General features: G+C 70.5%; 24 protein-coding genes and 1 pseudogene. 6 read left to right on the top strand and 19 right to left on the bottom strand.

The window, feature by feature from the left end; genetic code table 11:
• Nucleotides 1-57: 57 nt before the first annotated feature.
• The 3 genes from ASC56_RS21245 to ASC56_RS21235 all read right to left on the bottom strand — a co-directional run bounded on the left by ASC56_RS21245 (nucleotide 58) and on the right by ASC56_RS21235 (nucleotide 5,393).
• On the bottom strand, nucleotides 58-2,454 hold the full coding sequence (locus tag ASC56_RS21245; RefSeq protein ID WP_371330211.1) for a PQQ-binding-like beta-propeller repeat protein: 2,397 nt from the start codon (nucleotides 2,452-2,454) through the stop codon (nucleotides 58-60).
• A 173-nt stretch (nucleotides 2,455-2,627) separates the two neighbouring features.
• Nucleotides 2,628-4,508, bottom strand: a complete 1,881-nt coding sequence (locus tag ASC56_RS21240) for a serine/threonine-protein kinase (RefSeq protein ID WP_055493087.1) — start codon at nucleotides 4,506-4,508, stop codon at nucleotides 2,628-2,630.
• Between the two features lie 36 nt (nucleotides 4,509-4,544).
• A complete protein-coding gene (locus ASC56_RS21235; RefSeq protein ID WP_055493086.1) occupies nucleotides 4,545-5,393 on the bottom strand; it encodes a menaquinone biosynthetic enzyme MqnA/MqnD family protein in 849 nt (282 codons plus the stop codon).
• A gap of 366 nt (nucleotides 5,394-5,759) precedes the next feature.
• Between ASC56_RS21235 and ASC56_RS21230 the strand changes: the two genes are divergently transcribed.
• Nucleotides 5,760-5,963, top strand: a complete 204-nt coding sequence (locus ASC56_RS21230; protein ID WP_043442843.1) for a cold-shock protein — start codon at nucleotides 5,760-5,762, stop codon at nucleotides 5,961-5,963.
• Nucleotides 5,964-6,235: 272 nt separating this feature from the next.
• Here the strand turns inward: ASC56_RS21230 and ASC56_RS21225 are convergent, their stop codons facing one another.
• The 4 genes and pseudogenes from ASC56_RS21225 to ASC56_RS38255 all read right to left on the bottom strand — a co-directional run.
• Nucleotides 6,236-7,441 carry a cytochrome P450 gene (locus ASC56_RS21225; protein WP_055493085.1) on the bottom strand — a complete coding sequence of 402 codons (1,206 nt, stop codon included), beginning with the start codon at nucleotides 7,439-7,441 and terminating at the stop codon, nucleotides 6,236-6,238.
• Between the two features lie 121 nt (nucleotides 7,442-7,562).
• Nucleotides 7,563-8,555, bottom strand: a complete 993-nt coding sequence (locus ASC56_RS21220; RefSeq protein ID WP_055493084.1) for a DUF1259 domain-containing protein — start codon at nucleotides 8,553-8,555, stop codon at nucleotides 7,563-7,565.
• Nucleotides 8,556-8,676: 121 nt separating this feature from the next.
• Nucleotides 8,677-10,614 (bottom strand): long-chain fatty acid--CoA ligase, encoded by a 1,938-nt coding sequence (locus ASC56_RS21215; protein WP_055493083.1) that lies wholly within the window; start codon nucleotides 10,612-10,614, stop codon nucleotides 8,677-8,679.
• A gap of 225 nt (nucleotides 10,615-10,839) precedes the next feature.
• Nucleotides 10,840-11,396, bottom strand: a pseudogene (locus tag ASC56_RS38255) (acetyl-CoA C-acyltransferase); the annotation flags it as partial.
• Nucleotides 11,397-11,590: 194 nt separating this feature from the next.
• Between ASC56_RS38255 and ASC56_RS21205 the strand changes: the two are divergent.
• On the top strand, nucleotides 11,591-12,598 hold the full coding sequence (locus ASC56_RS21205) for a YihY/virulence factor BrkB family protein (RefSeq protein ID WP_371330210.1): 1,008 nt from the start codon (nucleotides 11,591-11,593) through the stop codon (nucleotides 12,596-12,598).
• Nucleotides 12,599-12,712: 114 nt separating this feature from the next.
• On the opposite strand, the gene ASC56_RS21200 is transcribed toward ASC56_RS21205, so the two are convergent.
• From ASC56_RS21200 to ASC56_RS21165, 8 genes are all read right to left on the bottom strand, one after another.
• Nucleotides 12,713-13,426, bottom strand: a complete 714-nt coding sequence (locus ASC56_RS21200) for a TetR/AcrR family transcriptional regulator (protein WP_055493081.1) — start codon at nucleotides 13,424-13,426, stop codon at nucleotides 12,713-12,715.
• A gap of 101 nt (nucleotides 13,427-13,527) precedes the next feature.
• Nucleotides 13,528-13,827, bottom strand: a complete 300-nt coding sequence (locus tag ASC56_RS21195; protein WP_055493371.1) for a DUF4229 domain-containing protein — start codon at nucleotides 13,825-13,827, stop codon at nucleotides 13,528-13,530.
• 100 nt (nucleotides 13,828-13,927) lie between these two features.
• Nucleotides 13,928-14,452: a GNAT family N-acetyltransferase gene (locus tag ASC56_RS21190; RefSeq protein WP_055493080.1), complete on the bottom strand. Its 525-nt coding sequence runs from the start codon at nucleotides 14,450-14,452 to the stop codon at nucleotides 13,928-13,930.
• A 58-nt stretch (nucleotides 14,453-14,510) separates the two neighbouring features.
• Nucleotides 14,511-15,674, bottom strand: a complete 1,164-nt coding sequence (mqnE, locus tag ASC56_RS21185) for an aminofutalosine synthase MqnE (RefSeq protein ID WP_055493079.1) — start codon at nucleotides 15,672-15,674, stop codon at nucleotides 14,511-14,513.
• Between the two features lie 101 nt (nucleotides 15,675-15,775).
• The gene (locus ASC56_RS21180) at nucleotides 15,776-16,231 is read right to left on the bottom strand and encodes an Lrp/AsnC family transcriptional regulator (protein WP_055493078.1); all 456 of its coding nucleotides are present in this window, start codon (nucleotides 16,229-16,231) and stop codon (nucleotides 15,776-15,778) included.
• A gap of 94 nt (nucleotides 16,232-16,325) precedes the next feature.
• On the bottom strand, nucleotides 16,326-17,006 hold the full coding sequence (locus ASC56_RS21175; protein ID WP_055493077.1) for a UbiX family flavin prenyltransferase: 681 nt from the start codon (nucleotides 17,004-17,006) through the stop codon (nucleotides 16,326-16,328).
• Between the two features lie 32 nt (nucleotides 17,007-17,038).
• Nucleotides 17,039-17,941 carry a menaquinone biosynthesis prenyltransferase MqnP gene (gene mqnP, locus ASC56_RS21170; RefSeq protein ID WP_055493076.1) on the bottom strand — a complete coding sequence of 301 codons (903 nt, stop codon included), beginning with the start codon at nucleotides 17,939-17,941 and terminating at the stop codon, nucleotides 17,039-17,041.
• Nucleotides 17,942-18,020: 79 nt separating this feature from the next.
• Nucleotides 18,021-19,478, bottom strand: coding sequence for a menaquinone biosynthesis decarboxylase (locus tag ASC56_RS21165; RefSeq protein WP_055493075.1), 1,458 nt, complete (start codon nucleotides 19,476-19,478; stop codon nucleotides 18,021-18,023).
• A gap of 89 nt (nucleotides 19,479-19,567) precedes the next feature.
• Between ASC56_RS21165 and ASC56_RS21160 the strand changes: the two genes are divergently transcribed.
• Both ASC56_RS21160 and ASC56_RS21155 read left to right on the top strand, forming a co-directional pair.
• Nucleotides 19,568-19,963: a PLD nuclease N-terminal domain-containing protein gene (locus ASC56_RS21160; protein WP_055493074.1), complete on the top strand. Its 396-nt coding sequence runs from the start codon at nucleotides 19,568-19,570 to the stop codon at nucleotides 19,961-19,963.
• The gene (locus tag ASC56_RS21155) at nucleotides 19,963-20,847 is read left to right on the top strand and encodes a LysR family transcriptional regulator (protein WP_055493073.1); all 885 of its coding nucleotides are present in this window, start codon (nucleotides 19,963-19,965) and stop codon (nucleotides 20,845-20,847) included. The genes ASC56_RS21160 and ASC56_RS21155 overlap by 1 nt, the downstream gene beginning before the upstream one ends.
• Here ASC56_RS21155 and ASC56_RS21150 read toward each other — a convergent pair.
• On the bottom strand, nucleotides 20,744-21,691 hold the full coding sequence (locus ASC56_RS21150; protein ID WP_055493072.1) for a DMT family transporter: 948 nt from the start codon (nucleotides 21,689-21,691) through the stop codon (nucleotides 20,744-20,746). The genes ASC56_RS21155 and ASC56_RS21150 overlap by 104 nt on opposite strands.
• Nucleotides 21,692-21,883: 192 nt before the next feature.
• On the opposite strand from ASC56_RS21150, the gene ASC56_RS21145 reads away from it, so the two are divergent.
• Complete coding sequence (locus ASC56_RS21145) at nucleotides 21,884-22,336, top strand: nucleoside deaminase (protein ID WP_055493071.1); 453 nt, start codon at nucleotides 21,884-21,886, stop codon at nucleotides 22,334-22,336.
• Nucleotides 22,329-23,294 (top strand): isopenicillin N synthase family oxygenase, encoded by a 966-nt coding sequence (locus ASC56_RS21140; RefSeq protein WP_055493070.1) that lies wholly within the window; start codon nucleotides 22,329-22,331, stop codon nucleotides 23,292-23,294. Before ASC56_RS21145 ends, ASC56_RS21140 begins: the two co-directional genes overlap by 8 nt.
• A 209-nt stretch (nucleotides 23,295-23,503) precedes the next feature.
• On the opposite strand, the gene ASC56_RS21135 is transcribed toward ASC56_RS21140, so the two are convergent.
• The 3 genes from ASC56_RS21135 to ASC56_RS21125 are packed head-to-tail and all read right to left on the bottom strand — an operon-like array spanning nucleotide 23,504 to nucleotide 26,952.
• Entirely contained in the window at nucleotides 23,504-23,914 is a 411-nt protein-coding gene (locus ASC56_RS21135; protein ID WP_055493069.1) for an SRPBCC domain-containing protein, read from the bottom strand.
• A 48-nt stretch (nucleotides 23,915-23,962) separates the two neighbouring features.
• Nucleotides 23,963-25,045, bottom strand: coding sequence for a c-type cytochrome biogenesis protein CcsB (ccsB, locus tag ASC56_RS21130; RefSeq protein WP_055493068.1), 1,083 nt, complete (start codon nucleotides 25,043-25,045; stop codon nucleotides 23,963-23,965).
• A complete protein-coding gene (locus tag ASC56_RS21125; protein ID WP_079102624.1) occupies nucleotides 25,042-26,952 on the bottom strand; it encodes a cytochrome c biogenesis protein ResB in 1,911 nt (636 codons plus the stop codon). The genes ccsB and ASC56_RS21125 overlap by 4 nt, the downstream gene beginning before the upstream one ends.
• Nucleotides 26,953-26,955 lie beyond the last annotated feature (3 nt).

The following is a 26,955-nucleotide window of genomic DNA, read 5'->3' as shown; positions in this document are numbered from 1 at the left end:
CGTTCGCCTCGGCGGGCGGTTGGAAGTCCCGGACTCCGCTCGTCCGGCCGACGAGGCTCACACGGCGGGCAGCGCATAGATCTCCGGCCCGTGCGCCACCAGCAGCCGGTCCCCGGAGAGCGCGATCTCCCACTCGGCGTCCACGTCACTGTTGTTGTCGGTGTAGAACCAGCGGACCTTGCCGGTCTTCGCCTCCATGGCGAAGACACCGCCGCCGTAGAGCACTCCGGACGCGCCGTACAGGGTTGCCCCGACCCGCAGGAAGGTCTCCGGGGGCCGGCCTCCCGTGCTCTCGCAGAGCCAGATCCGCTTGCCGGTGCCGACGTCGACGGCCCAGACGCCACGGTCGAAGTCGCTGACGTAGAGCACCCCGTCGACGACCTCCGGGTGGTGGAAGCCACGTCGGCCGCCGGGCGACAGCGTCCAGCGGGTCCGGCCCGTCTCCGCGTCGATCGCCGTCAGCTCCTTGCCCTGCAGGAAGACCAGGCCCTGGGCGACAGTGGGCTGCCAGCTCCACTCGGCGCCGATCTTCCTCGACCACAGCTGTGCGCCGGTGGCGGTGTCCCGCACCGTGACGTTGTAGTTGGAGTCGGTGTACACGAGATACTTGCCGGAGACGGTGCCCTCGACGTCGTACTCGCTGGTGCCCCAGTCCCGCTTCTGCAGCCAGACCTTCTTGCCGGTGCTGTGGCTGATGGCGGCGATGGCCGTACGGAAGCTGGTGGCACTCTGCGCCTCGCTGAGGTCGGACAGGGTGACGTAGACGTTCTTGTCGTCGATGCCGATCGTCTTCTCGACGGTCATCTCCTTGCCGAGCCGACTGCGCCAGGCCTCCTCGCCCGTCTTCACGTCCCGGGCCACGAGCACACCCTCGAATTCGCCGTCGGACAGGAACACCTTGCCGTCGTGGAACAGGAGTTCAGCACCGGACCGGTAGGCGTTCGACTTGGACCAGCGTGGCTTGCCCGTCTTCACGTCGTACGCGACGAGCGGGTCACCGCCGGCCAGCAGCACGCCGTCGTACGTGAGGATCGGCACCCTGGTGGACTTGTCCGTCGTCCCCGACTGGTGCCACAGCGGCTGCGGGGCGACACCGGGGGGAGGGGTGGTGAAGTGCTCGCCGGCCGGTTCGGCCGAGCCGCCGCTGCTGCCCGTGGCCGACCGCTTGGCGGAGCTGCCGCCCTTGCCGAGCCACCATGCGATGCCCCCACCGGCCACCGCGACCGCCGCAGGGCCACCGAGCGCGAGACCGAGGGCACGACGGCGGGAGGGGCCGGCGTCCGACGAGGCCTCTTTGCCGCCGAGCCGGACCGTACCCGGCAGACTGCCGGGGCCGCCGTCCGGCTGCGCGGACACGCCGCCGGGCGGAGTGCCGCCGAACGAGGGTGGCGGGTACACCGGCGACGGCGTCCCGCCGGGCGGTGTCCGGTACCCGCCGTCGGGCGTCCCGCCCGGTGGGGTTCCGTATCCGGGATGGGGTGTACCACCGGGTGGAGTGCCGTACCCCGGCACCGGGGAACCGGGCGGCGCGGGCGCGACCGCGCCCGCCACAGCCGGTGCCGGCCCGAAGGAGTCCCCGGCCGGAGCCGTCGGCGCCTCCAGGTCGAGGATTCCCGCCGCATGCGTGGCGATCGTGGACGCCACCGCCGACGGCAGCCAGTCGCTGAGCACCCCCTCCACACCCTGCGGTGCCAGCGCCGCCACGATCTCGGCGGGGGCGGGCCGCCCGGCCGGATCCTTCAACAGGCACGCCCGGACCAGCCCCAGCAGGGACTGCGGCACGTCCGTGAGGTCCGGCTCTCCGTGAACCACCTGGTACAGCAGCGCGGCGTGAGAGGAGGTCGCGCCACCGAAGGCGTTGTGGCCGGTCGCCGCGAAGACCAGCACGGCGCCCAGCGAGAAGACGTCACCGGCCGTCCCCAGGTCCTTGCCCATCGCCTGTTCGGGGGGCATGTATCCGGGGGACCCGACCACAACTCCCGTCTGTGTCACACGGTTTCCGTCCACCGCCCGGGCGATGCCGAAGTCGATGACGCGGGGACCGTCGGCGGCCAGCAGGACGTTGGAGGGCTTGAGGTCACGATGGATCAGGCCTGCCGCGTGGACCTCCTGCAGCGCCGCGGCGAGCCCGGCCCCCAGGGCGCGTACCGTGCGCTCCGGCAGCGCACCGTGTGCGGCGACCAGGTCCGTGAGGTCGGGGCCGAGCACGTACGACGTCGCCAGCCACGACAGCGGCGCGTCCGGATCGGCGTCCACGACCGGCGCGGTGTAACGGCCGGACACCGCCTTGGCTATCTCGACCTCGTGCCGGAACCGGCTCCGGAAGTCGGCGTCGGCCGCGAGGTCCGGGCGCACCACCTTCACCGCGACGGTGCGGCCGCCGGGCGAACGCGCCAGATAGACCCGGCCCATGCCGCCGGCACCGAGTCGGCGCAGCAGGCGGTAGCTGCCCAACTCCCTTGGATCGTCGGGTTGCAGTGTCTCCAGGGCGGGCTTGTCCCCCGATGTCGGTCGTGAACCGTTCGGCTCATGTCCTCGTGTTCGCTTTCGCAGACACAGTAGTGACAGGGCGGACTGGTGGGGTGACAGGGGCAGGGCGGTGGACCGCCGGTCCGCGCGGTCCGCTCCTACCCGGCCTTCGCCAACCGAGCCACCGGATTCCCCGCCTCCGAGTTGTCCATCTCCAGTGCGAGGTCGCTGCCGGTGGGAGTCAGACGGACGGTGTGCCTGCCCTTGGTGCACACGCTGCGGTTGGTCTCCTTGGCCACGCTCTCCGCGATGAGCTGGGTCTGCGTCGCTTGCTTCAGGAGGAGGACGTCCTCGCAGATGCCGCCGATCTGGTCGGTCTGCCGCAGCGTGCCGAACTCCTCACCGGTGGCGGCCTGGTGGGCCGTGACGCGGAACGTGCCCATCGGCAGCGTGCCCCCGAGTGCCGTGGCGTCGCCCTCCCAGGTGCCGAGGTAGGCAGCGGGGATCGGGGATTGCCCCCTGCCGGGGCCGGAGGAGCCGGGCGCCGGGGAGTGGGCGCCGCTTCCCGCCGCGCTGTCCTTCCCCGAACCGCCGTTGTCGAACAGGCCGAGCAGGAAGGACGATCCGACCGTCACCACGGCCAGCGCACCCGCGACCGCCAGCGCGACGGTGCAGCTCACGCGCCGGCCACGGCCCCCGGCGCCCGGCGCGGAGGTCGCGGCGAGGCTCACCGAGAGCTTTGCGGGCGGGTTGTCCCGGGGGCCGGGTACGGCGTCCCCCGGTGGCGCCGCGGGTGGGGCGGCCGGTTGGGGTGGCGGGCCGAAGACCCCGGCCGGCGGTGGACCGAACCGGCCTTCCACCGGCGGTGCTTGCGATGCCGCGTCGGTCGACGGTGCTTGCGATGCCGCGTCGGCCGGCGGTGCTTGCGATGCCGCGTCGGCCGGCGGTGCTTGCGATGCCGCGTCGGTCGACGGTGCTTGCGATGCCGCGTCGGTCGACGGTGCTTGCGATGCCGCGTCGGCCGACGGTGCGTCACCGCTGGGTACGTCGGCGTCCGCCGAAGCGCCCCCGGACGCGGCAGCCCCCGGGTGCTCCCCCACCGAAGCCCTGCTGAAGCCCACCGGCCCCGACGGCGTCGCCTCCGCCGCCTCCAGGTTCAGCAGGTGTACGGCCTTGCGGCTGACCTGTTCCACCAGCGGGCCCGGCAGCCAGCCTCCGGCCACCAGGCGGGCCGCTCCCTGCGGGGCGAGCCGCCGGGCCACCTCCGCCGGGGCCGGGCGGCCGGTGGGGTCCTTGGCGAGACACGCGGCCACCAGCTCGCGCAACTCGCCTTCCAACGAGCCGAGTTCCGGTTCCTCGTGGACGACCTTGTACAGCAGCGCCGCGGAGGAGTCGCCGGGGAAGGGCGACTTGCCGGTCGCCGCGTACGCCAGCACCGCGCCCAGCGAGAAGACGTCCGCCGCGCCCGTGACGCCCTTGCCGAGGATCTGCTCGGGGGACATGTAGCCGGGCGAGCCGACGGAGACGCCGGTGGAGGTCAGCGACGCCGTGCCGTCCGTGGCCCGTGCGATACCGAAGTCGATCAGAAGCGGACCGTCGAGGGTCAGCAGGACGTTCGACGGCTTCACGTCGCGGTGGACCAGGCCCAGTCCGTGCACCGCCGTCAGCGCCTCCGCGAGGCCCGCGCCCAGGGCCCGTACCGAATGGGGCGGAAGGGGGCCGCCGTCCGTCACCGCCGCGGTCAGCGAGGGGCCGGCCGCGTATCCGGTCGCCACCCACGGCACCGACGCCTCCGGCTCCGCGTCCAGGACCGGCGCGGTCCAGGCGCCGCCGACCCGCCGCGCGGCCTCCACCTCGCGGCGGAAGCGCGCGCGGAACTCCTCGTCCAGCGCGAAGTGCGGATGCACGACCTTGACCGCGACCGTGCGCCCGCCCGCGCTGCGCCCCAGATAGACACGGCCCATCCCGCCGGAGCCGAGCCGGCCCAGCAGCCGGTAGGGCCCCACGACGGTGGGTTCACCGGCTTCGAGCGGTTGCATGGCGTTCGTCCCCCTCCCCGCGGCACCCTACGACGCCTACGACTCCAGAAGCTTCACCTTCACGTCCGCCGGGAAACCCGTGGTGGGTCCGACCCGTCGGGCGAACTCCTCGACCGCGGCCAGCTGCGGGCCCCCGAAGCGGAAGTCGAGCGTCGTGAAGTACCGCTCCAGGACCTGCTCGTCGAAGGCCTCCCAGCGCGCCGCCTGCTCCGCGACCTTGCCGACCTCCTCCAGGGACAGGTTGCGGGAGGCCAGGAAGGCCTCGTGCACCTTGCGGGTGATCGCCGGCTCACGCCGCAGGTAGTCGCGCCGGGCCGCCCACACCGCGAAGACGAACGGCAGGCCCGTCCACTCCTTCCACAGCGCGCCCAGGTCGTGCACGTCGAGGCCGTAGTGCGGCCCGTCGTGCAGGTTCGCCCGGAGGGCCGCGTCGCCGATCAGCACGGCCGCCTCGGCCTCCTGCATCATCAGGCTGAGGTCGGGCGGGCAGGTGTAGTAGTCCGGCCGCACCCCGTACCGCTCGGCGAGCAGCAGCTGGGCGAGGCGTACGGAGGTCCGCGAGGTGGAGCCGAGGGCGACCCGGGCGCCGTCGAGCCGGTCCAGGGGGACCTGGGAGACGATCACGCAGGACATCACCGGGCCGTCGCAGCCGACCGCGATGTCGGGGAAGGCGACCAGCTGGTCGGCGTGCTTGAGGAACTCGACGAGGGTGATCGGCCCGATGTCCAGATCGCCCCGCACCAGCTGCTCGCTGAGCTTCTCCGGGGTGTCCTTGGTCAGCTCGAGGTCGAGGAGGGTGCCGGTTCTCGCGAGCCCCCAGTACAGGGGCAGGCAGTTCAGGAACTGGATGTGGCCGACGCGCGGCCGGATGCGAGAATTGTCCACATCGCGAGACTAGCCGCCGTGCGGTACGGTGCTGGCTCCAGGGTCCCCCGAAGGGCCGTGAGCGCCTTGGCCACACCCCGCGGACCACTGGCGTCCACCTGACGGACTACGATGCGACACAGTGACGTCAATCCATCCCACAACCCGGTCAAACATCCGGGTGACGTGATCTTGACCTCTATTGCTTTCGGCTGCCCACGTGCTAGGCTCGCCGCAAGTTGCAGTTTGGTTTCCTTGCAGTACAGAGCCTGCGGAGCATGTAACCGCGGGCTCTCGTCGTTTTCAGACATATGCAGTTGTGCGGCGTTCAGTTTTCACAATCGCAGGTTCTGGAGCAGGGCAACCCTTTGGGCCCAAGGAGGGCTTATGGCTACCGGAACCGTGAAGTGGTTCAACGCCGAAAAGGGCTTTGGCTTCATCGCCCAAGAAGGCGGCGGCCCCGACGTCTTCGTCCACTACTCCGCGATCAACGCGAACGGCTTCCGTTCGCTCGAGGAGAACCAGCAGGTGAGCTTCGACGTGACCCAGGGCCCCAAGGGCCCGCAGGCGGAGAACGTCACGGCCATCTGAGCCTCGGTCTCGGAGTTCGGTCTTCGGTTCCAAGCCTTCGGCTCACAGGGCCTTCAGGCCACTGAGCTCGATGCTTTGATCCGGAACGGAATGCAGTACCCAAGGAGCCCCGCGCGCCACCCGGCGCAGGGGGCTCCTGCTTTTTTCGTCGCTTCCTTCCCACACGTGATGCATGGTCAGCACGAACGTGGTCCCGGGCGGGAGGCGGTGGCGTCCCTCTTCGTGTCCCTGATCGACCGAGACGTCGGGGCACTCCGGGTGGCACCGCTGCCTCACCACGCCACCGGCAGCTCCAGCGGGAAGCGGCGGATCGTCTCCGTGTCCCAGCGGATCTCCTCCGGTGCTACCGCGAGCCGGAGGTCCGGGAAGTGCTCCAGGAGCCGCCCGATGGCCACCTCCAGCTCCGCCATGGCCAGCGGCACGGCGATGCACCGGTGGCCGCCCCAGCCGAACGTCATGTGCGGCAAGGGGCGCCGCTCGGGGTCGATGGCGTGCGGGTTCGGGTAGCGCTCGGGGTCACGGTTCGCCGTCAGGTACGAGACATGGACGAAGTCACCCGCCCGGATCCGCACCCCGTCCAGTTCGACGTCCTCCAGCGCCACCCGGGGGATGCCGACCCCCTTGCGGAAGGGAATGAACCGCAGCAGCTCGTTCAGGACGGCCGTCAGCTCCTCCGGCCGGTTCCTGATGTGCCGTACCAGCTCGGGACGGGTCAGCAGGAGGTAGGAGATGTTGCTGATCTGGCAGGTGGCCGTGTCCTGACCGCTGAGCATCAGCGTCAGCGCCATCACCGCCAGCTCCTGGTCGTCGAACGCGTCCTCGCCGTCCTTGGCGGCGGCCAGCGCGCTGACCAGGTCCTTCCCGGGGGTGCGCCGCCGCTCTTCGACCAGGCCGCCGAAGTACTCCCGTAGTTCGGCCTTGGCGGCCGCGGCGGTCTCGCGGCCGTCCGAGCCGGTCGAGAGCAGTTGGTGCACGTACTGCCGCATCCGGGGCCAGTCCTCCCGGCCGATCCCGAGCACGTCGAAGATGGTGTGCTGGGGGAGCTGGTTCGACAGATGGGCGACCAGGTCCGCCGGCGGCCCCTCCTCGGCCATCTCCTCCAGCAGGGTGTCCGCGAGCGCGGTGATCCGCCGTCGCATCCGGGCCACATGCCGCTGGGTGAAGGCCTGCGCCGCCAGATGGCGCAGACGGCTGCTGTGCGGGGGATCCATCACGTTGATCGACTCCGGCGAGACGATCGGCTCCGGCGTCAGCCGCGGATAGTCGAACTCCACGATGCCCGCCCGGCTGAATCGCTGGTCGGTGGTGACCTGCCGCACCCCCTCGAAGCCCGTCACCAGCCAGGCGTCGGCGTCGCCGTACGGCAGCCGGATCCGGGTGATGGTCTCGCGGGCCATGAGGTCCGCGAGGGAGGGATCGAAGTCCAGGCCTTTGCTGAAGTCGAAGGGACAGGGGGTTGCCTCGCCGCTTGCGCTCATCGTGCATCTCCGTTTCCAGCCGCTGTCGCTACTCCATGCATATGCCCTTTCGCGTTGCGTGTCCGCCGGAGCACACCCACATGCGCCAGCCGACCCCCGGCCGTACGCGATCCGTCCACCGCTACCCGGCGCCCGCCACCGGCACGACGTCGGTGGCGTCCACCGCGCGGCGCAGGCCACGGGCGAGGCCGACGGCGTCCCCGACGGCCCAGAAGTGGGTGAAGAACAGCCGGGGTTCGTCCCTCAGGCCGTGGTTGTGCAGCTCGACCAGCTCGGCCCCGGCACGCCGCAGGGCCCTGAGGACGTTCTGGACCTCCCCGGCGATCATGACGCAGTCGCCGTTGACCGCGGCACGGCCGTGACCCAGCGGCTGGAAGTTGAACGCGGTGGTCGACCCCAGGCCCGGCGGCAGCACGAGGTCGCCGTCGGTGATGGTCTCGCGGCGGACGAAGGTGCTCTTGTAGATCCCGTCGTCGACGACGCCCTTGACGCGCAGCGCGGCATCGATGCCGGCGGTGTCCAGGTCGAGGGGGCGCGGCGGGGCCGAGGGACGCGCGGGCGGGGTGCCGGTACGGTCGAACGCCGCGCGCAGCCCGCGGGCGATGGCCACCGGGTCGTGGCCGTGCGCGTGGACGTGGGTCCACCAGATGTCGGGAGTCTGGGAGAGCAGGTGCTTGTGGATCGCGGTCTGCTCGATCCCCTGCTGGTGCAGGACGTCGCTGAACCGCTGCAGTTCCTGCTCGGTGACCACCACGTCGCCCATCAGCAGAGTGCCGCCGTCGGCGTAACGGACGAAGGAGACGTGGGAGCCCAGGGCGAGCGCCGGTTTGACGACGACACGGTGGGAGACCACCCTGAGGTCTCGGCGGGGCAGGCCCGTGTGGTACATGACCTGGCGCTTCATATCGCCTGTGCGGCCCAGTACGCGGGCCACGGCCGTCCAGTCCGCCAGCGAGGTCCGCACCGGCTCGACCAGCTTCCGACTCCTGTCCCGTGCCACCCCGCCGGCCAGGGCGCGAGCCGGGGTCGGCACCCCGGCCAGCATCGGCGCCAGGGCGGCCGCCGCCAGCACGCGCCGCCGTGAAGTGTCCTGCTGTCGGTCCTCAGCGATCATGTGTGCCTCCTGACGGGATGGAAGCACGCGAGGCTGCACATATCGGGCACCACCGCCACCGGCTGGGGCCGGGTGGGCTAAGCGGTCGTCCGCGAACGGGTGAGGGCCGCCGGGCACGGCCCTACTTCGCGTACAGCCCCTCCACGTGTGCCGCGAAGTCCCGCATGATCACTTGCCGGCGCAGCTTCATCGACGGGGTCAGGTGGCCGGCCTCCTCGGTGAAGTCCACGGGCAGGACCGCGAAACGGCGGATCGACTCGGGGCGGGAGACCAGCTTGTTGGCCTCGTCCACCGCGCGTTGCAGGACGGCGTCCAGTTCCTCGTCGCCGATCAGGAGCTCCGGCGGGACGGGGTGCTTGCCGTTCATCTGACGCCAGTGGGTGATGCCCTCCGCGTCCAGGGTGATCAGCGCGCTCACATAGGGGCGGCCGTCGCCGAGGACCAGGCACTGGGAGATCAGCGGGTGGGAGCGCAGCCAGTTCTCCAGCGGGGCGGGTGCCACGTTCTTGCCTCCCGCCGTGATCAGGATCTCCTTCTTCCTGCCCGTGATGGTCAGATAGCCCTGGTCGTCCAGGCGGCCGAGGTCACCCGTCGGGAACCAGCCGTCGGGGGTGGCCGGGACCACCCCGCCCGCGTGCGGGTCCCAGTAGCCGCGGAACACCTGGCCCCCGGACAGCAGCACCTCGCCGTCCGCCGCGATGCGGACCTTCGTGCCGGGCAGGGGCCAACCCACCGTGCCCAGGCGTGGTTTGAGCGGGGGTGTGACCGTGGCGGCGCCGGTGGTCTCCGTCAGACCGTAGCCCTCGAGGATCGCTATGCCCGCGCCCGCGTAGAAGGCGGCGAGAGGGCGGCCCAGCGGGGAGCCGCCGCAGATGACATGGCGGACCCGGCCGCCCAGGGCGCCCCGGATACGGCGGTAGACCAGGGGGTCGTAGACGGCGCGGGTCGCCTTCAGCGCCCGGCTCGGGCCCGGTCCGGTGCCGTGCTGACGGGCCTCCAGCGCCTCCCCGTAGCGGCGGGCCACGCCCGCCGCCCGGTCGAACAACGATGTCCGTCCGCCACGCTCGGCCGTCGCCCGGGCGTTGTTGTAGACCTTCTCCAGCATGTACGGGATCACCATCAGGAAGGTCGGCCTGAAGCTCGCCAGGTCGGCCAGCAGATCCTCCGCCTTCAGGCTCGGCGCGTGCCCCAGCCGTACCCGGGCGCGGATGCAGGCCACCGCCACCATGCGGCCGAAGACATGGGACAGGGGCAGGAACAGCAGCGTGGACGGCTCGTCGCTCGTCTTCGACCGGAACACCGGGTGCAGGAGCTGCGTCGCGTTGTCCACCTCGGCGAGGAAGTTGCCGTGCGTCAGCGCGCAGCCCTTCGGGCGGCCCGTGGTGCCCGAGGTGTAGATGAGGGTGGCCAGGGTATCCGGGCCCAGCACACCCCGGCGTACGGAGACCTCCTGGTCCGGGACCGCCTCCCCGCGCTGCGCCAGCCGCTGGACGTGCTGCTTCTCGATCACCCACACATGGCGCAGGTCGGGCAGCCGGCTGCGCTCCGGGCCGATGGCCGCCGCCTGTCCCGCCGTCTCCGTCACCAGGGCCACCGCGCCGGAGTCCTGGAGGATCCAGCGGGTCTGGAAGACGGACGAGGTGGGGTAGACGGGGACCGTCACCAGGCCCGCGGCCCAGGCCGCGAAGTCGAGCAGCGTCCACTCGTAGGTCGTACGCGCCATGACCGCGATCCGGTCGCCCGGCATCAGGCCCTCTGCGATCAGCCCCTTCGCCACGGCCAGCACCTGGTCCGCGAACTGCGCCGCCGTCAGGTCCGTCCAGCCGCCGTCCGCGTCACGCCGGCTGAGGATCCGATGGCCGGGCGCCTCGCTCGCGTTCTCGAAGGGCAGGTCGGCGAGCGAGCCGTGGGTCACCGACGGCACCAGCGCGGGCACGTACGCCTCCCGCACCTCGCCGTTCAGCCGCCGTGTCTCCGGCTCCACCAGCACGGGCCCGCCGTCGTGGTCGGGATCGACCGGGGTGGCGGGAACGGGCGCGGACGAATACGAGATCGGCATGGGGCAGCCTCCTGGGGCCTGCAGCTACACACTGCTCTGCTGCATGAGGTACGCGCTGTGCGCACCGAGACGTTCACCGGCGGTCGCGGCTCGCGGTTACCGCCAGTTAGAACCGCGATCGTACGGCGCCCTCGTGAGGAGTCTGTGCGGGTTCGGGGAGGGTCCGGGGCCAGGGCTGTGCAGCCTCCTCCGCACCGTCCTCTCCCGGGGCTCCCGGTGTCAGGTCCGCTCGAGGATCGCCCGCGGGACCGCGTGGGCGGGAGCCACCGGCAGGCCGTCCTCGCCGCCCGCCACGCCTGCGCCGACGAAGTCGACGGCCGCTGTCTGGTACGCCGTCAGATACGCCAGCGGTTCGAGGCCGCGCTCCCGCACCCACTCCTCGCTCGCGAGCAGGACGACAGCGGCACCGTCCATGAGCGGCGTCGAATTGCCCGCGGTCATGGTGGGGTTCGGGCCGTCGACGCCGAACGCCAGTCTGAGTCGGGCGAGTTGGGTGGGGGTGGACTCGTCCTGGGTTTCACGTGCGATGCCCCACGCGCGGGCCGTGACGGCGGCGTGCTCGCCCATGGACAGGCCGGTGCGCGGCTCGGCGTTGCGCGGAATGTCGGGGACCAGATGGCCGGGGCGGATCTTCGCCAGCGCCTTCAGCCGGCCGCCGGGTGCTTCGCCCGGCGGGTCTCCAGGAGGATCAGGCGCAGCTGGTCGTTGACGCCGAGGGGCGCGTCGCTCGCCGTGTCCGCGCCGCCCGCGATCGCGGACTCGCCCTGACCCAGCGCGATCTTCACTCCCTTGAATTCTCCGCACATCTCTTCATTCACCTTCCCGACCGGACCCCGCGACCGGTGGAAACACAGCGGGGGCACGGGCGGGAACACCGCATAAGGGCGGCAGGCTGGGGTACCGGAAACGCATGGGAGTGCTGGCCCGGCTGGATTCTTATCAGCGACGGCATCGCTGGGCGGGATTTCCTCTGGCCGTGGCGTACAAGTTCTACGACGACCAGGCCGGATACCTGGCCGCGCTGCTGTCCTACTACGGATTCCTCTCCCTGTTCCCGCTGATGCTCTTCCTCGTCGCGCTGCTCGGTTCCCTTCTCAGGGGCGACCCGCATCTGCAGCAGGCCGTACTGAACTCGGCCTTGCGGGAATTCCCGGTGATCGGCGACCAGATCGGTCACAACATTCACTCGTTCAACGGGAGTGGCGTCGCCCTCGTGGTCGGTGTCGCGGGCAGTCTCTACGGCGCGCTGGGGGTCGGGCAGGCCGCCCAGCTCGCCCTGAACAAGATCTTCGCGGTCCCCCGCCACGAACGACCCGGCCCGCTGCGCTCGCGGCTGAGGGGCCTGAAGTTCCTGTCACTGCTCGCGGTCGGCCTCTGTGTCACCACGGGCCTGTCCGCGGCGGAGTCGGCGGCCAGTGTGTTCGGATCCCGTCTGGCCATCGGCGTACGCGTGGCCGCCGCGGTCATGGCCGTCGCGCTCAACGCCGGGCTTCTGCTGGGCAGCTACCACATTCTGACGCGCCGCCGCATACCCCTGCGCATGATGTACGGCCCCGCGCTGGGCGGCGCGATCGCCTGGCAGGTGCTGCAGTGGGGCGGTTCCTACTACGTCGACCACATTCTCCGGGGCACCACGGCGACGTACGGCATGTTCGGCATCGTGCTCGGCCTGCTCGCCTGGATCTACCTCGGCTCGCTGGTGTACCTCGTCACAGCGGAGATCAGCGCGGTGCGCTGCCTGCATCTGTGGCCGCGCAGTCTGCTGAGCCCGTTCACCGACCGCGTCCACCTCAGCCCGGGCGACGTGCGCGCCTACCGGTCGTACGCGACGACGGAAGCCTTCAAGGGGTTCCAGAAGGTCAGCGTGCACTTCGACGAACCGCCGCATTCGTCCGAGCGCGAGGAGGGACCAGAGGAACGGAATGGGATGGGGAATGGAAAGGGGAACGAGGGAAATGAGCAGGGGAATGAGAAGGGGGAATGAGATGGGGGAATGAGATGGGGGAATGAGATGGGGACTGGCTGATCGTTCGTCAATGAGCGGGGAGCTCCCCGATCAGCGGGGCTTTCTCCTCGGCTTGACCTCAGCTGACGCCCGTCAGCCCTCGTCGTCCGCTCCAGGCGATACGCGCCGGTCCCGGTCCGGGGGCGTCCAGGGGCGGTTCTCCATGAGGTTGCCGAGGCCCGCCCAGGCGAAGTTCATCAGGGTCGCCGCGGCCTGCCGGGCTGAGACGCCGGAGGTGGCGTTCGCCCAGGCGGCGAGGGACTCGGCGGCACCGACCAGGGCCTGGGCGAGCCCCGCCACCTCACGCTCGGGCAGGTCTGGATCACGCCTCCCCGCACGAGCGCAGCCGAGAGCTTCGGGGAGCGCCTCGTGCGCGGCGACGGCGATGAGCTCCGTCACGAACGCGACGATCTCCTCACGCATGGCGGTGACCTCGGCGGCGAAGGGTTCACCGTGCGTACGGGCCTGGAGGTGCAGGATCGCCCAGCCGTCCGGGTTGCGCGCGGTGTGGGTGAAGAACGCGCGCAGCCCCTCCCAGAGTTGGTCGTCGGCTGCGAGTCCGGGCCGGACTCCGCAGCGCACGGCCTCGGTGAGCGCGGCGGCCTCGCGGCGGATGCAGGCGGTGAAGAGGTCTTCCTTGGAGTTCAGGTACAGATACACCAGCGGCTTGGAGACGCCCGCCAGTTCGGCGATCTCGTCCATGGACGCGGCCATGTAGCCCCGCTGGCCGAAGGTCCGTACGGCGGCGTCGAGCATCTGCTGCTCCCGCACCGCCCGCGGCATCCGCTTGGTCTTCACCGCACCCATGGCGCAAGACTAGTTGGGCCCCTGGTCCCGATGCGGGAAGCCTCTCAGAGCTCCGAACAAATGGGAGTCCGCGAGCCGGGCGCCCACTGTGTTCGGAGCTCTCAGGAGGGCTGGCCCTGCGCCCGGGCCGTGTCGTCGGGCAGGTCCTCCTGGCTGCGGTTGGCCTCGAGGTTGGCCTTCACACGGTCGACCTTCTGCACGATCTGCACGGAGGCCCGGTCCCGCTCCTTGCGCAGCACCACGAAACTGATCGGCGCGGAGATCACCAGGGAGAGCAGGAGGACCCACAGGAGGTTGGAGTCGCCGAGGCCGCGCGGGACGACGCCGGAGTAGACGAGGCCCCAGACGACGAGGAGGCAGCCCGCGAAGATCCCGAGGCGCATCAGCGTGTAGCGGAGCATCTCAATCCACTCTTCCGTTTCGAAGCGTCCGAACACCCCCATAGGGGCACCGTCCAGTGAAGCATGCCCGGCCCCCGATCTTGGAGGCGGGTGGGAGCAGTCACAGGAGCGGCAGCAGCATCGTGATGTCGTCCCGGTCGTCCCCGGGCGCCACCCGGATCGCCCCGGGCACCCGGCCGACCTCCTTGTAGCCGCAGGAGCCGTAGAACCGCTCCAGGCCGAGGCCGCCCCGGCAGGTGAGCCGGATCGCCTCGATGCCCTCCAGGCCGCGCGCCGCGTCCGCCGCGGCGGCCAGCAGGTCACGGCCGTACCCCCTGCCCTGGTGCCGCGGATGCACCATCACCGTGTACAGCCAGACCCAGTGCCGCATCAGCCGGTGCGTGTTGTGCGCGATGAACGCGGTCGCCGCGACCGCGCCGGTCCCGTCCCGGCCCACCAGCAGCCGGGTCCGTCCCTCGGCCATCGCCACGAGGTGCTTCACCAGCTCGGGGCGTATGTCGTCCGCGGTCACCGGCGGCACGAAGCCGACCGAGCCGCCCGCGTTCGACACGTCCGCCCACAGCGCGAGCAGGTCGTCCCGCAGGGCGGGGGACACGGCGGGATCGAGCTCAAAGGTAAGGGGCATAGCGGCAGGCTATCCCTTACCTACGGAGGTGGGGTACACCGTTCCGCTGCCGAATCGGTCACACGCGCATGGGCTGCGGCTCGTCCCGGCGCGCCGGGTCCGGGCCCTCGTACTCGCGGATGATCTCGTACCGTGTGTTCCGCTCCACCGGACGGAAGCCCGCGTCGCGGATCAGGTCGAGCAGGTCCTCCCGGGTCAGCTTGTTCGGCGTGCCGAAGTCGTCCGCGTCGTGCGTGATCTTGTACTCGACGACCGAGCCGTCCATGTCGTCGGCGCCGTGCTGGAGGGCCAGCTGCGCGGTCTGCACGCCGTGCATCACCCAGAACACCTTGACGTGCTGGACGTTGTCGAACAGCAGACGCGAGACCGCGAAGGTCTTCAGGGCCTCCGCGCCGGTCGCCATCTGCGTCCGGGCCTGGAGGCGGTTGCGGACCTTGCCGTCCTTCACATCCACGAAGTCGTGCTGGTAGCGCAGCGGGATGAAGACCTGGAAGCCGCCGGTCTCGTCCTGGAGTTCACGCAGCCGCAGCACATGGTCCACGCGGTGGCGCGGCTCCTCGATGTGGCCGTACAGCATGGTGCACGGGGTCTTCAGACCCTTCTCGTGCGCCAGGCGGTGGATGCGCGACCAGTCCTCCCAGTGCGTCCTGTGGTCGACGATGTGCTGCCGGATCTCCCAGTCGAAGATCTCCGCGCCGCCGCCGGTCAGCGACTCCAGACCGGCGTCGATCAGCTCGTCGAGGATCTCGGAGGCGCTGAGCCCGGAGATGGTCTCGAAGTGGTGGATCTCGGTCGCCGTGAACGCCTTCAGCGAGACGTTCGGCAGGGCGGCCTTCAGCTCGCGCAGCGAGCGCGGGTAGTAGCGCCACGGCAGGTTCGGGTGCAGGCCGTTGACGATGTGCAGCTCGGTGAGGTTCTCCGACTCCATCGTCCTGGCGAGCCGGACCGCCTCCTCGATGCGCATCGTGTACGCGTCCTTCTCCCCCGGCTTGCGCTGGAAGGAGCAGTAGGCGCAGGACGCCGTGCACACGTTGGTCATGTTGAGGTGACGGTTGACGTTGAAGTGGACCACGTCACCGTTCTTGCGGGTCCGCACCTCGTGCGCGAGGCCGCCCAGCCAGGCCAGGTCGTCCGACTCGTACAGCGCGATGCCGTCCTCGCGGGTCAGCCGCTCACCGGCCCGGACCTTGTCCTCCAGCTCGCGCTTGAGCCCGACATCCATGCTTCTGCCTCTCCCTCGGACGAACCACCCCAACGGTACCCTCCGCCCTTCGGACGGACGGCGCCCCCATACGGTGCTCGGTGCCCCAGCACCTCTGGCACCTAGTGCGACTCCGGCAGCTCCCCCACCCGGTTCTCCCACTTCGTGGAGAGCACGATGGTGGTACGCGTGCGGGAGACGCCCTTGGTGCCCGACAGCCGGCGGATGGTCTTCTCCAGGCCGTCCACGTCGCTCGCGCGGACCTTGAGCATGAACGAGTCGTCGCCGGCGATGAACCAGCAGTCCTCGATCTCCTGAAGGTCCCTCAGACGCCGCGCCACGTCCTCGTGGTCGGCGGCGTCGGACAGGGAGATGCCGATGAGGGCGGTCACGCCCAGGCCGAGGGAGGCCGCGTCGACGGTGGCGCGGTAGCCGGTGATGACACCGGCCGCCTCCAGGCGGTTGATGCGGTCGGTGACGCTGGGTCCCGACAGGCCGACGAGGCGCCCCAGCTCCGCGTAGGAGGCCCGGCCGTTCTCCCTCAGGGCCTGGATGAGCTGCCTGTCCACCGCGTCCATGCGATCGAAGCCTTCCGCTGAAGAGGTCCGAAGAGTTCCTGAAAGTGATGCGTGTTGCTGCTGCTTGCCCGGGTGCGCGCTGCTGCGCCGACGGTCACGTGCCGCGGGCCGAGCCGCCGAGTTCGCCCTCCCAGCGGCGGTACAGCCGGTGCGGCACCCCGGCCGCGTCCAGCGCACGTCCCGCGACGAAGTCCACCAGGTCCTGGATGTGTGTCGCCCCCGCGTAGAACGCCGGCGACGCGGGCAGTACGACCGCCCCCGCCTCGTCCAGCGCCACCAGCTGCCTGAGGGTCTGCCCGCTGAGCGGTGTCTCCCGCACGGCGACCACCAGCCGCCGCCCCTCCTTGAGGGTGACGCTCGCGGCCCGCTGCAACAGGTCCTTCGAGAGCCCGAGCGCGACCCCCGCCACGCAGGCCGTGGACGCGGGCACGATCAGCATCCCCTTGGCGGGGTACGACCCGGAGGACGGCCCGGCGGCCAGGTCACCGGCGCTCCAGTACCGTACGGCGTCGCCGTCGACGTCGACCTCGAACGTTGCGGGCTTGCCGCCCGCTCCCCGCCCCAGCCACTCCCGCAGGTCCTGCCGCCAGTGCGCGTCCCGGAAGGAGATCCCGGTCTCGTCGAGCAGCGTGAGCCGCGACGCACGGGAGACGACGAGGTCGACGCTCTCCCCCGCCGCCAGCAGCGCGCGCAGCACGGCGGCGGAGTACGGCGTGCCGGAGGCGCCGGAGACGCCCACGATCCAAGGCGTGCGCTGCGTCTGTCCTGGCTTCATGGCGTCGAACTCTCTCCATCAGCTCTCATGATTCAGACCGTGAGACCCCGGACCAGCAGATCAAGCAACGCACACACGAACAGGGCGATGCCGATGAACCCGTTGACGCTGAAGAAGGCGCGGTTCAGGCGGCTCAGGTCATGGGGCCGGACGATCGTGTGCTCGTAGAGGAAGGCGCCGGCCACGATCACCAGGCCCAGCCAGAAGAAGACTCCGGCACCGGTGACGACGGCGTACCAGACGAACAGCGCCGTCGTGACGGCATGACAGACGCGGGCCCCCCGGATGGCCGCGGGGACACCGAAGCGGGCCGGCACCGACATGACCCCGATCTCGCGGTCCGTCTCCACGTCCTGGCAGGCGTAGATGAGGTCGAAGCCGCCGATCCAGATGCCGACGGCGAGACCGAGGATCACCGCGTCCCAGTCCCACCTGCCGCTGATCGCCAACCAGCCGCCGACCGGGCCCATCGCCTGCGCGAGACCCAGGATGGCCTGCGGGAAGTTCGTGAACCTCTTGCCGTAGGGGTACACCACCATCGGGATCACCGCGATGGGGGCGAGCGCGAGGCAGAGCGGGTTGAGCAGGGCCACGGCGCCCAGGAAGAAGACCAGCGCGATCAGCGCGCCCGTCCACGCGTGCCGTACCGTCATCGCACCGGTCACCAGCTCGCGGTGGGCCGTGCGCGGGTTGCGGGCGTCGATCTCGCGGTCGATGATCCGGTTCACCGCCATCGCGAAGGTGCGCAGACCCACCATGGCGACGGTCACGAGGAAGAGCCGGCCCCAGTGGATGGTCCTGTCCCACTGGTACATCGCCGTCAGGGAGGCGATGTACGCGAAGGGCAGGGCGAAGACGGAGTGCTCGATCATCACCAGGCGCAGGAACGCCTTGGCGCGTCCTGGCTGCGGAATCGCGGCGGAGGCGCTGCTCACAGGCCGTACTCCGGTTCACCCCCGCGTCGGCGGGGAAACCCCGTCTCCGCCCTGCCTGCCGCAAGCATGTCCCTAGGCATCACAGTCCGTACTCCTTCCAGCGTCGCGTCACCCGTTCGGAGGTCTCCGGGTCGGACAGGACCATGTCGGGCCAGCCGCCGTCCCTCGTGTAGCCCTCCTCGGGCCACTTCCCGGTCGCGTCGATTCCGGCCTTGCCGCCCCAGAACTGCTGGTAGGAGGCGTGGTCGAGGTGGTCGACGGGGCCCTCGACGACCGTGAGGTCACGGGCGTAGTCCGTGTTGCCCAGGGCCCGCCAGGCGACCTCGTGCAGATCGTGCACGTCGCAGTCGGAGTCGACGACCACGATCAGCTTCGTCAGCGACATCATGTGTGCGCCCCAGATGGCGTGCATCACCTTCTGGGCGTGCTTGGGGTACTTCTTGTCGATCGACACGATCGCACAGTTGTGGAACCCGCCCGCCTCGGGGAGGTGGTAGTCCACGATGTCCGGCACGATGATCTTGAGCAGCGGGAGGAAGAAGCGCTCGGTGGCCCGGCCGAGCGGCCCGTCCTCCGTCGGGGGGCGGCCCACGACGATCGACTGGAGCAGGGGGCGGCGGCGCATGGTGACGCAGTCGATCTTGAGGGCCGGGAAGGGCTCCTGCGGCGTGTAGAAGCCGGTGTGGTCGCCGAACGGGCCCTCGGGAAGCATCTCGCCGGGCTCCAGCCAGCCCTCCAGAACGACCTCGGCGTGCGCCGGGACCTGGAGCGGCACCGTCTTGCAGTCGACCATCTCGATCCGCTTGCCCGCGACGAACCCGGCGAACAGGTACTCGTCGATGTCGCCGGGCAGCGGGGCGGTGGAGGCGTACGTCACGGCGGGCGGGCACCCGAAGGCGATGGCGACCGGCAGCTTCTCGCCGCGCCGGGCCGCCACCTGGTAGTGGTTGCGGCTGTCCTTGTGGATCTGCCAGTGCATACCGATGGTGCGCCGGTCGTGGCGCTGGAGGCGGTAGAGCCCGAGGTTGCGGATCCCGGTCTCCGGGTCCTTGGTGTGGGTGAGCCCGAGATTGAAGAAGGAGCCGCCGTCCTGGGGCCAGGTGAAGAGGGCGGGGAGGGCGTCGAGGTCGACGTCCTCGCCACGCAGGACGACTTCCTGCACGGGAGCGTTGTCGGGTTTGACCTTCTTGGGCGGTACATGCGCCATTGCACCGAGTTTTCCGAATGCCTCGCGCATCCCGACGAACCCGTGCGGCAGCTCGGGCTTGAGCAGACCGCCGATCTTGTCGGAGATCTCACCGTACGACGTGAGGCCCAGGGCCTTGAGAAGGCGCCGGTCCGTCCCGAAGACGTTCATGGCGAGAGGCATGGACGAACCGCGCACGTTCTCGAAGAGCAGCGCGGGCCCGCCGGACTTCTGCACCCGGTCGACGATCTCCCCGACCTCCAGATAGGGGTCGACCTCGGCTTTGATGCGCTTGAGGTCTCCCTCGCGCTCCAGCGCCCGGAGCAGGGACCGAAGATCGTCGTAAGCCATGCGTCCCAGTATCCGGCAAGGGCTACCCTTGCCCCGTCACCGGGGCCCGTCCCATGCCCCGTCGCCGTCTCCTGGGGGATCGCACGACCATGCTCAGGTATCTGCCCTTCCTGCTGGTCCTGGCGCTGTGGATATACGCCTTCATCGACTGTCTGAACACCCCCGAGGAGCAGGTCCGGGGGCTGCCCAAGGTGCTCTGGGTGATCGTCATCCTGCTCTTCGGCGAGGTGCTGGTCGGCCCGGTCGCCTGGCTCGTGGCCGGCAAGGTGCGCAAGGCCCCGGCGAACGGCTCCACCCCTTCCGAGTGGCACCGCAACCACCGCACGACCTGGGTGGCACCCGACGACAACCCCGAGTTCCTGAGGTCCCTCAAGGAGGACAACAAGAAGGACGAGGCGCTCCTGAAGGAGTGGGAGGCCGACCTGCGCCGCCGCGAGGAGGAACTGCGGCGCCGTGAGCGGGGCGAGGGACCCGCGACCGACTGATGGAACTGAGGCTGCTCGTCACCTTCGAGAAGGTCGCCACCGTCCTGTCCTTCACCCGGGCCGCGGCAGAGCTGCAGTACGCGCAGTCGAGTGTGACCGGGCAGATCCGCGCCCTGGAGTCCTCGCTCGGCGCGGAACTCTTCGACCGGCTGGGCAGCCGCATCCGGCTGACGGAGGCGGGCGAGCGACTGCTGCCGTACGCCCGGCAGATGATCGAACTGAGCGAGGAGGCCCGGCTGGCGGTGACCGGCACGCAGGAGCCGGCCGGCACCCTGACCGTCGGAACCATGGAGTCGCTGACGTCGTACCGTCTGCCTCCGCTCCTCGAGCTCTTCCACCACCGCTACCCCAAGGTGCGCCTGGCGCTGCGGACCACCATCGGTGACGAGACCCGGCAGGCGCTGCGGCAGGGGACGTACGACCTCGGCTTCCTGATGGAGGAGGAGACCACCCACGCCGGGCTGGAGACCGAGGTGCTGGCGGTGGAGCCGCTGGCGCTGGTGGCGGCGCCCGGGCACCCCCTGGCCGGGAAGCCGGTCACGACGGCCGACCTGGTGCGCCGGCCGCTGCTGGCGACCGAACCCGGCTGCGCCTACCGCGACCTGTTCGAGCGGGAGCTCACCGCCCTGGCTCCCGTGGTGGACTTCATGGAGTTCGGCACGATCGAGGCCACCAAACGCGCGGCGGCGGCCGGCCTCGGGATGTCACTGCTGCCCGAGGTGACGGTCGCCGCCGAACTCGCGGAGGGCTCTCTCGTACGACTGCCGTGGGAGCCGCCGTTCAGGCTTTGTACCCAGCTGGCGTGGCGGGCCGGGAAGCGGCTTCCGGCGCACGCCCGGCTGTTTCTGGAGCAGGCGCGGCGGCTCGTGTCCGAGGAAGCGTGACGCGCAGGCTGGCGGTCACGATCAGCGGGACGCCCAACGCCTGGACGAGCCCGATGTGGTGGCCGTACACCGCCCAGTCCATGATCATCGCGACGGCCGGGTAGACGAAGGCGAGGACGGCGATCTTCGAGGTCGGGAGCTTGGCGTAGGCGGCGTACATCAGGACGTACATCAGGCCGGTGTGAATGACTCCGAGGCCCACCAGCCAGCCCCAGTCGGCACCCTCGCCGCGCATCGCGCCGAAGTCCGCGAAGGGCAGCAGCAGAGGGATGCCGACGAGGACCTGGACGAGGGCGATGAGGTGCGGCCGAACACCGGTGACGCGCTTGGTGACCAGGGTCGACAGACCGTACAGGAGCGCGGCGAGCAAGGCCTGGCCGACGCCGACGACGTACGAACCGCCGTGCGTGAAGTCGCCGGGCGTGACGCCCGAGACGAGGATCAGTCCCAGGAAGGCGACACCCACCCAGCTGACCTTGGCCGCGGTGAGCCGCTCGCGGAAGAGCAGGGCGCCCAGCAGCACCACGTAGAAGGGCTGCGTGTGGTACACGACCGTCGCGACGGAGATCGACGTGTTCCCGTAGGCCTGGAAGAGCAGGACCCAGTTGAAGACGATGAAGACGCCGCCCAGGACGGCCAGCCCCAGGGTGCGCGGGGTGAAGCCGTGGCCGCGCAGCCAGCCGCGGGCGACGACGTAGGAGCCGAGGGCGAGGGCGCCGAACAGGACGCGGAAGAAGACGACGTTGAAGGGCGAGGCACCCGACTGGATGACGAAGACACCGAGGGTGCCGGAGAGCACCATCGCGGTCGTCAGCTGGGCCGTGCCCTTGTTCTCGGGGGTCATGTCCAAGACGCTACGAGCGACTGTCGCGGCCGGTCCACGCGCCGGTGGGGCGTCCTGCCGATGGGGCCATCGGTCCCGCCGATTCCGTCGACTGCTCGGTCGATGGAACCTGACCGCCTTCCCCCGGTGAGACCGTGCCCTCACCGGGGGTTCGCACGTTGCCACCGAGGTCGCGGCGGGGAGAGTGAGGGCATGGATCAGGCACAGGCACACCAGTGGCTCGCCACGGCCGTGGCGGAGGCCCGCGCCGGCCTCGCCGAGGGCGGCATCCCCATCGGCGCCGCGCTCTACGGCGCGGACGGCAACCTCCTCGGCCGCGGCCGCAACCGCCGCGTCCAGGACGACGACCCCTCGATGCACGCGGAGACGTCCGCCTTCCGCGCGGCGGGCCGTCTGCGCTCCTACCGGGGTACGACGATGGTGACCACCCTCTCGCCGTGCTGGTACTGCAGCGGCCTGGTCCGCCAGTTCGGCATCTCCCGGGTGGTCGTCGGTGAGGCGACCACCTTCCACGGCGGCCACGAATGGCTCGCGGAACACGGTGTGGAGGTGGTCCTCCTGGACGACCCCGAGTGCACGGCGCTGATGCGCGACTTCATCGAGGACAACCCGGCTCTGTGGAACGAGGACATCGGCAGTGACTGAGCCCCGCATCCCCACCATCGATCTGCGGCCGTGGCTGGAGGGCGACCCGGACACCCGCGCCACCCTCGCCCGCGCCGTGGACGAGGCCCTCAAGACCGCCGGATTCCTGCTGGTCACCGGCCATGGCGTGGACCCGTCCCTGCGCACCCGGATCCGGCAGGCCGCGCGCGCCTTCTTCACCCTGCCCGCCGAGGCCAAGGAGAAGTACGCCGCCAGGGTCGGCGGACGCGGCTGGCTGGGCCCCGGCGCCGAGGCCAACGGCTACGCCGAGGGGACCCGGACCCCGCCCGACCTCAAGGAGTCACTGACCTTCGCCACCCAGGAGCCGTTCGAGGACCCGCGGGTCAACGCGGAGTGGTACGCGCCGAACGTCTGGCCCGAGGAGGTGCCGGAGCTGCGGGCGCTGTGCGAGGAGTACCTGGAGCGGATGGCGGAGCTGGCACACCGCCTGCTGTCGCTGCTCGGCGAGGCCCTGGGCCTGCGACCGGACTTCTTCACCCGCCACATGGACCACCCCACCTACGGCTTCAACATCAACTGGTATCCGGGCACGGAGGTCGTCGGCGAGCCGGAGCCGGGCCAGTTCCGCATCGGCCCGCACACCGACTTCGGCACGGTCACCATCCTCGACCGGCAGGCCGGCAGGGGCGGCCTGCAGATCCACACGGACGAGGGCGGCTGGCAGGACGCCCCGTACGACCCGGAGGCGTTCACCGTCAACATCGGCGATCTGATGGCCCGCTGGACGGGCGACCGCTGGCGTTCGGGCCGCCACCGTGTCCTGCCGCCACCGGCCGACGCCCCCACCGAGGAGCTGATGTCCCTCGTCTACTTCGGCGAGTGCGCCCCCGGGACGATCGTCTCGTCGGTCCCGGCTCCGGTGGGACGGGTGGCGTACGAGCCGGTGGACTCGCATGTGTATCTGCGCGAGAAGCTGGACTCGATCACGGTGGGCTGAGCCACCTGCCCGCCCGGCGCACCGGCCGGGACCCGGCGTACCGAGGGCCAGGTGCGCGTGCAGCTCCCCCCAACTGCGCTCGCTCAGCGACGAGTTGGGCGGGCGAGGCCGTATGGATCACCCGTTCACCCTGCTCACGGGGGACGAGTGCCGGCCTGGCCGGAGGGGAAGCCCCCGGCCGGTGAGTGGCTCCCCCCCGGCGTGAGGGGTCAGGGGGTGCCGCTCTCCACGTAGGCGAAGAGCCGCTCGAAACGGTCGCGCCAGCCCGGGTCCCGGTCCTCCCCGCTCTCGTGCGTGAACCGCACCGTCGTGCCCCGCGGGCGGTCGGGTTCCAGATGGAAGCGGATGCGGCCGCGGCCCTCCACCGTGTACTCGGCGACCCGCTCGACGTCCCACGCCGTGATGCGGCCCCGGGCCGTGCCCTCGGGCAGCCGCAGGCCCACCGCGCCGCCGAGCCGTGGTTCGAAGGGCTCGGCGGCGGCCAGCCACCTCCGCAGGCCCACCGAGGTGGCCAGAGCGGGCCAGACCTCCTCCACGGGCCGGGGCAGGTGCAGCAGATAGTGCCGTACGTGCGTGTCCCCCCGGTGCTCCGCGGTGCCCTCTTCGATGGGATCGGTCATGACACCAGCCTCGCCCCGGGACAGGGGTTCCGCACGTGTTGCGGGAAGCTACACGCCCGCGTACGAGTGCTTGCCGGAGATGAAGATGTTGACGCCGTAGAAGTTGAACAGCCAGCAGGCGAAGGCGATGAGCGCGATGTACGCGGCCTTGCGGCCCTTCCAGCCGGCCGTGGCGCGAGCGTGCAGGTAGCAGGCGTAGGCGACCCAGGTGATGAACGACCACGTCTCCTTGGGGTCCCAGCCCCAGTAGCGGCCCCACGCGTCACCGGCCCAGATGGCGCCCGCGATGATCGTGAACGTCCACAGCGGGAAGAACGCGGCGTTCACGCGGTAGGAGAACTTGTCCAGCGACGCCGCGGCGGGCAGCCGCTCCAGGACGGAGGTGGCGAACCGGCCGGGCGTGCCGCCGCTCTGGAGCTTGTTCTCGTAGGAGTCCTTGAAGAGGTAGAGGACCGTGCCGACCGCGCCGACGTAGAAGACCGCGCCGCACATGATGGCGGTGGAGACGTGGATGTACAGCCAGTACGAGTGCAGGGCGGGGACGAGCTGGTCGCTGGCCGTGTACAGGACGGTGACGGCGAGGCCGAGGAAGAGGAGGACCGTGGTGATCAGCGGCAGGCCGAGCCAGCGGACGTTCTTCCTCAGCGCGAGCAGCACGAGGTACACACCGACCGCGACCGTGGAGAAGGTGATGCTGAACTCGTACATGTTGCCCCACGGCGCCCGCTGCACCGACAGGGCACGGGCGAGCACGCCCGCGAACTCGATGAGGAAGGACAGCACGGTGAGCGACACGGCGATCCGGCCGTAGAGGTCACCCTGCTCGTCGCCGCCGTGGGCGCCGGGACCGTCGGGCACGTCACGGGCACCGGACGCGTTGCGGGTGACGACCTTCGGCCGCTCCAGCACGGCGGTGCCGCCGGCGTTCTTGACCGTGACGGCGGGTGCCGGTGCCTCCTGCGTGGTGCCGGCGGTGAGCGCGTGGGCCGTGCGGGCGACCTTGCTGCGGCTGCCGAAGATCCATTCGGCGATGTACGCGAAGAAGGCCAGGGTGTAGACGGCCATCGCGGAGTAGATCAGCGTATTGCTGATGCTCGCGAGATGTTCGTTGGTGGCGGTGGCGAGGGTCACTTCTTCTGAGCCCCTTCGGCGGCAGGTACGGGGGTTGTGGCGCCCGGCTCCTGATCGGGGTCGGCGTCTGGATCGTCGGTCTTCGTGGGTGCCCGGTCATGGACGAGCGCGGCCAGGTCGCCGAGTTCCTCGGGCAGCTTCGCGGACTCGCTCCGGCCGAGGCCCGCCATCTCGACGACGGTCACGCCGTCGGCGCCGGTCGTCGCGCGCACCCAGACGCGGCGGCGCTGGATGAACAGGGAACCGGCCAGACCGAAGATCGCGGCGAGCGCGCCGCCGAGCGCCCAGCCGCTGCCGGGCTGCTGCACGACCTGGAACCCGGCCCACTCCTTGATGTCCTTCTCGAAGGTGATCGAGCCGTTGCCGCCCGGCAGCTGCATGGTCTCACCGGGCAGCAGGCGGGCCTTGAGGATGTTGCCCTGGGCGTCCTTGAACGGCTTGAGGTTCGGGTCCTTGGTGTCCAGCTGGTACACGTTCTGCGGGATGCCCGCGTTGACGCCGAGGTCCCCGTGGTACGCGGACACCGCGAGCACCGGGTAGTCGAGCGCCGGGAACTGGGAGAACATCGTGCCCTTGCCGGCACCCGCGAACGTCGGCACGAAGAACGCGGCGAAGCCGAGCTGATCGTGCAGCCCCTGGGCGTTGCGGTAGCCGTCCATCACCTTGATCGAGCCCTGCGAGGTCACATTGGGGTCGATGGGCAGCAGCGGCACGGCGGCGTGGAAGACGACGTCGCCCTTGCCGTCGCGGACGGTGACGACGGGCGCGTACCCGTGGCTGACCAGGTAGACCTTGGCGTCGCCGATGTGCAAGGGCTGGTTGACCTTGACGGTGGTCTTCCTCTCCTTGCCGTAGGCGCCCTCGCTGTAGGTGATGTCCGCCTGGTACCTGCGCGGGGTGCCCTTGTTGGGACCGGTGCGCTCGTACGTGCCGGTGAACTTCTTCAGGTCGAAGCTGAACGGCACCAGGTCGTCGGCGCTGAAGAGGCTGCCGGACTTGAAGTCGTCGTAGGAGATGAGGGTGTTGGAGAAGCCGTCTCCCTCGACGACCAGCTTGTTGCCCTCGGACTTGTAGAGCTGGCCCCAGGCGAAGGCGACCAGCAGCACGATCAGCGCGATGTGGAAGGCCAGGTTGCCGGCCTCGCGCAGATAGCCCTTCTCCGCGGCGACGGCGTCCCCGGCCCGGTGCGCACGGAAACGGCGCTGCTCGAGGACCTTCAGCGCGGCCTCGCGGACCTGCTCGGGGTCGGCGTCGGTGCGCCAGGTCGCGTAGGCGGGCAGCCGGGTCAGCCGCTTGGGCGCGGCCGGCGGACGGCTCCTGAGCTGGCCCACGAACTGCCAGGTGCGCGGCACGATACAGCCGATGAGTGAGACGAACAGCAGGATGTAGATCGCCGAGAACCACACCGAGCTGTACACGTGGAACAGTCCGAGCTTGTCGTAGATCGGGGCGAGCGTCCGGTGCGCGTCCCGGAAGTCCTGCACCTTCATCGCGTCGCTGCCGGACTGCGGGATCAGCGAGCCGGGGATCGCGCCGAGCGACAGCAGGAACAGCAGGATCAGCGCTACGCGCATGGAGGTCAGCTGCCGCCAGAACCAGCGGGCCCAGCCGATGACCTCACGTGCGGTCCAGATGATCCAGCCCTTGGCGCCGGGCGCGCGGGAGCCGCCGAAGGAGCCGGGCATGGCCGTCTCGACGGGGGCGGTGGACAGTTGGGAGCCGGCCTCGCCGAGGTCGGGTTCGATGCCCTGGTCGGGGTCGTCGGGCTCGGTGCGGGGCGCGATGCCGGGGTCGGTGCCGGACTCGGTGCGGGGCGCAATGCCGGGGTCGGTGCCGGACTCGGTGCCCCGAGCGAGGTTCTCGGTGGTCTCGTCGCCGTGCACGTCGGTGCTCCGTGTGTCGCTCATGGA

It is taken from the genome of Streptomyces sp. TP-A0356 (assembly GCF_001417775.1).
Taxonomy (GTDB): domain Bacteria; phylum Actinomycetota; class Actinomycetes; order Streptomycetales; family Streptomycetaceae; genus Streptomyces.
Note: the sequence above shows the minus strand (reverse complement) of the source record. Positions and strands in the feature narration are given on the sequence as shown.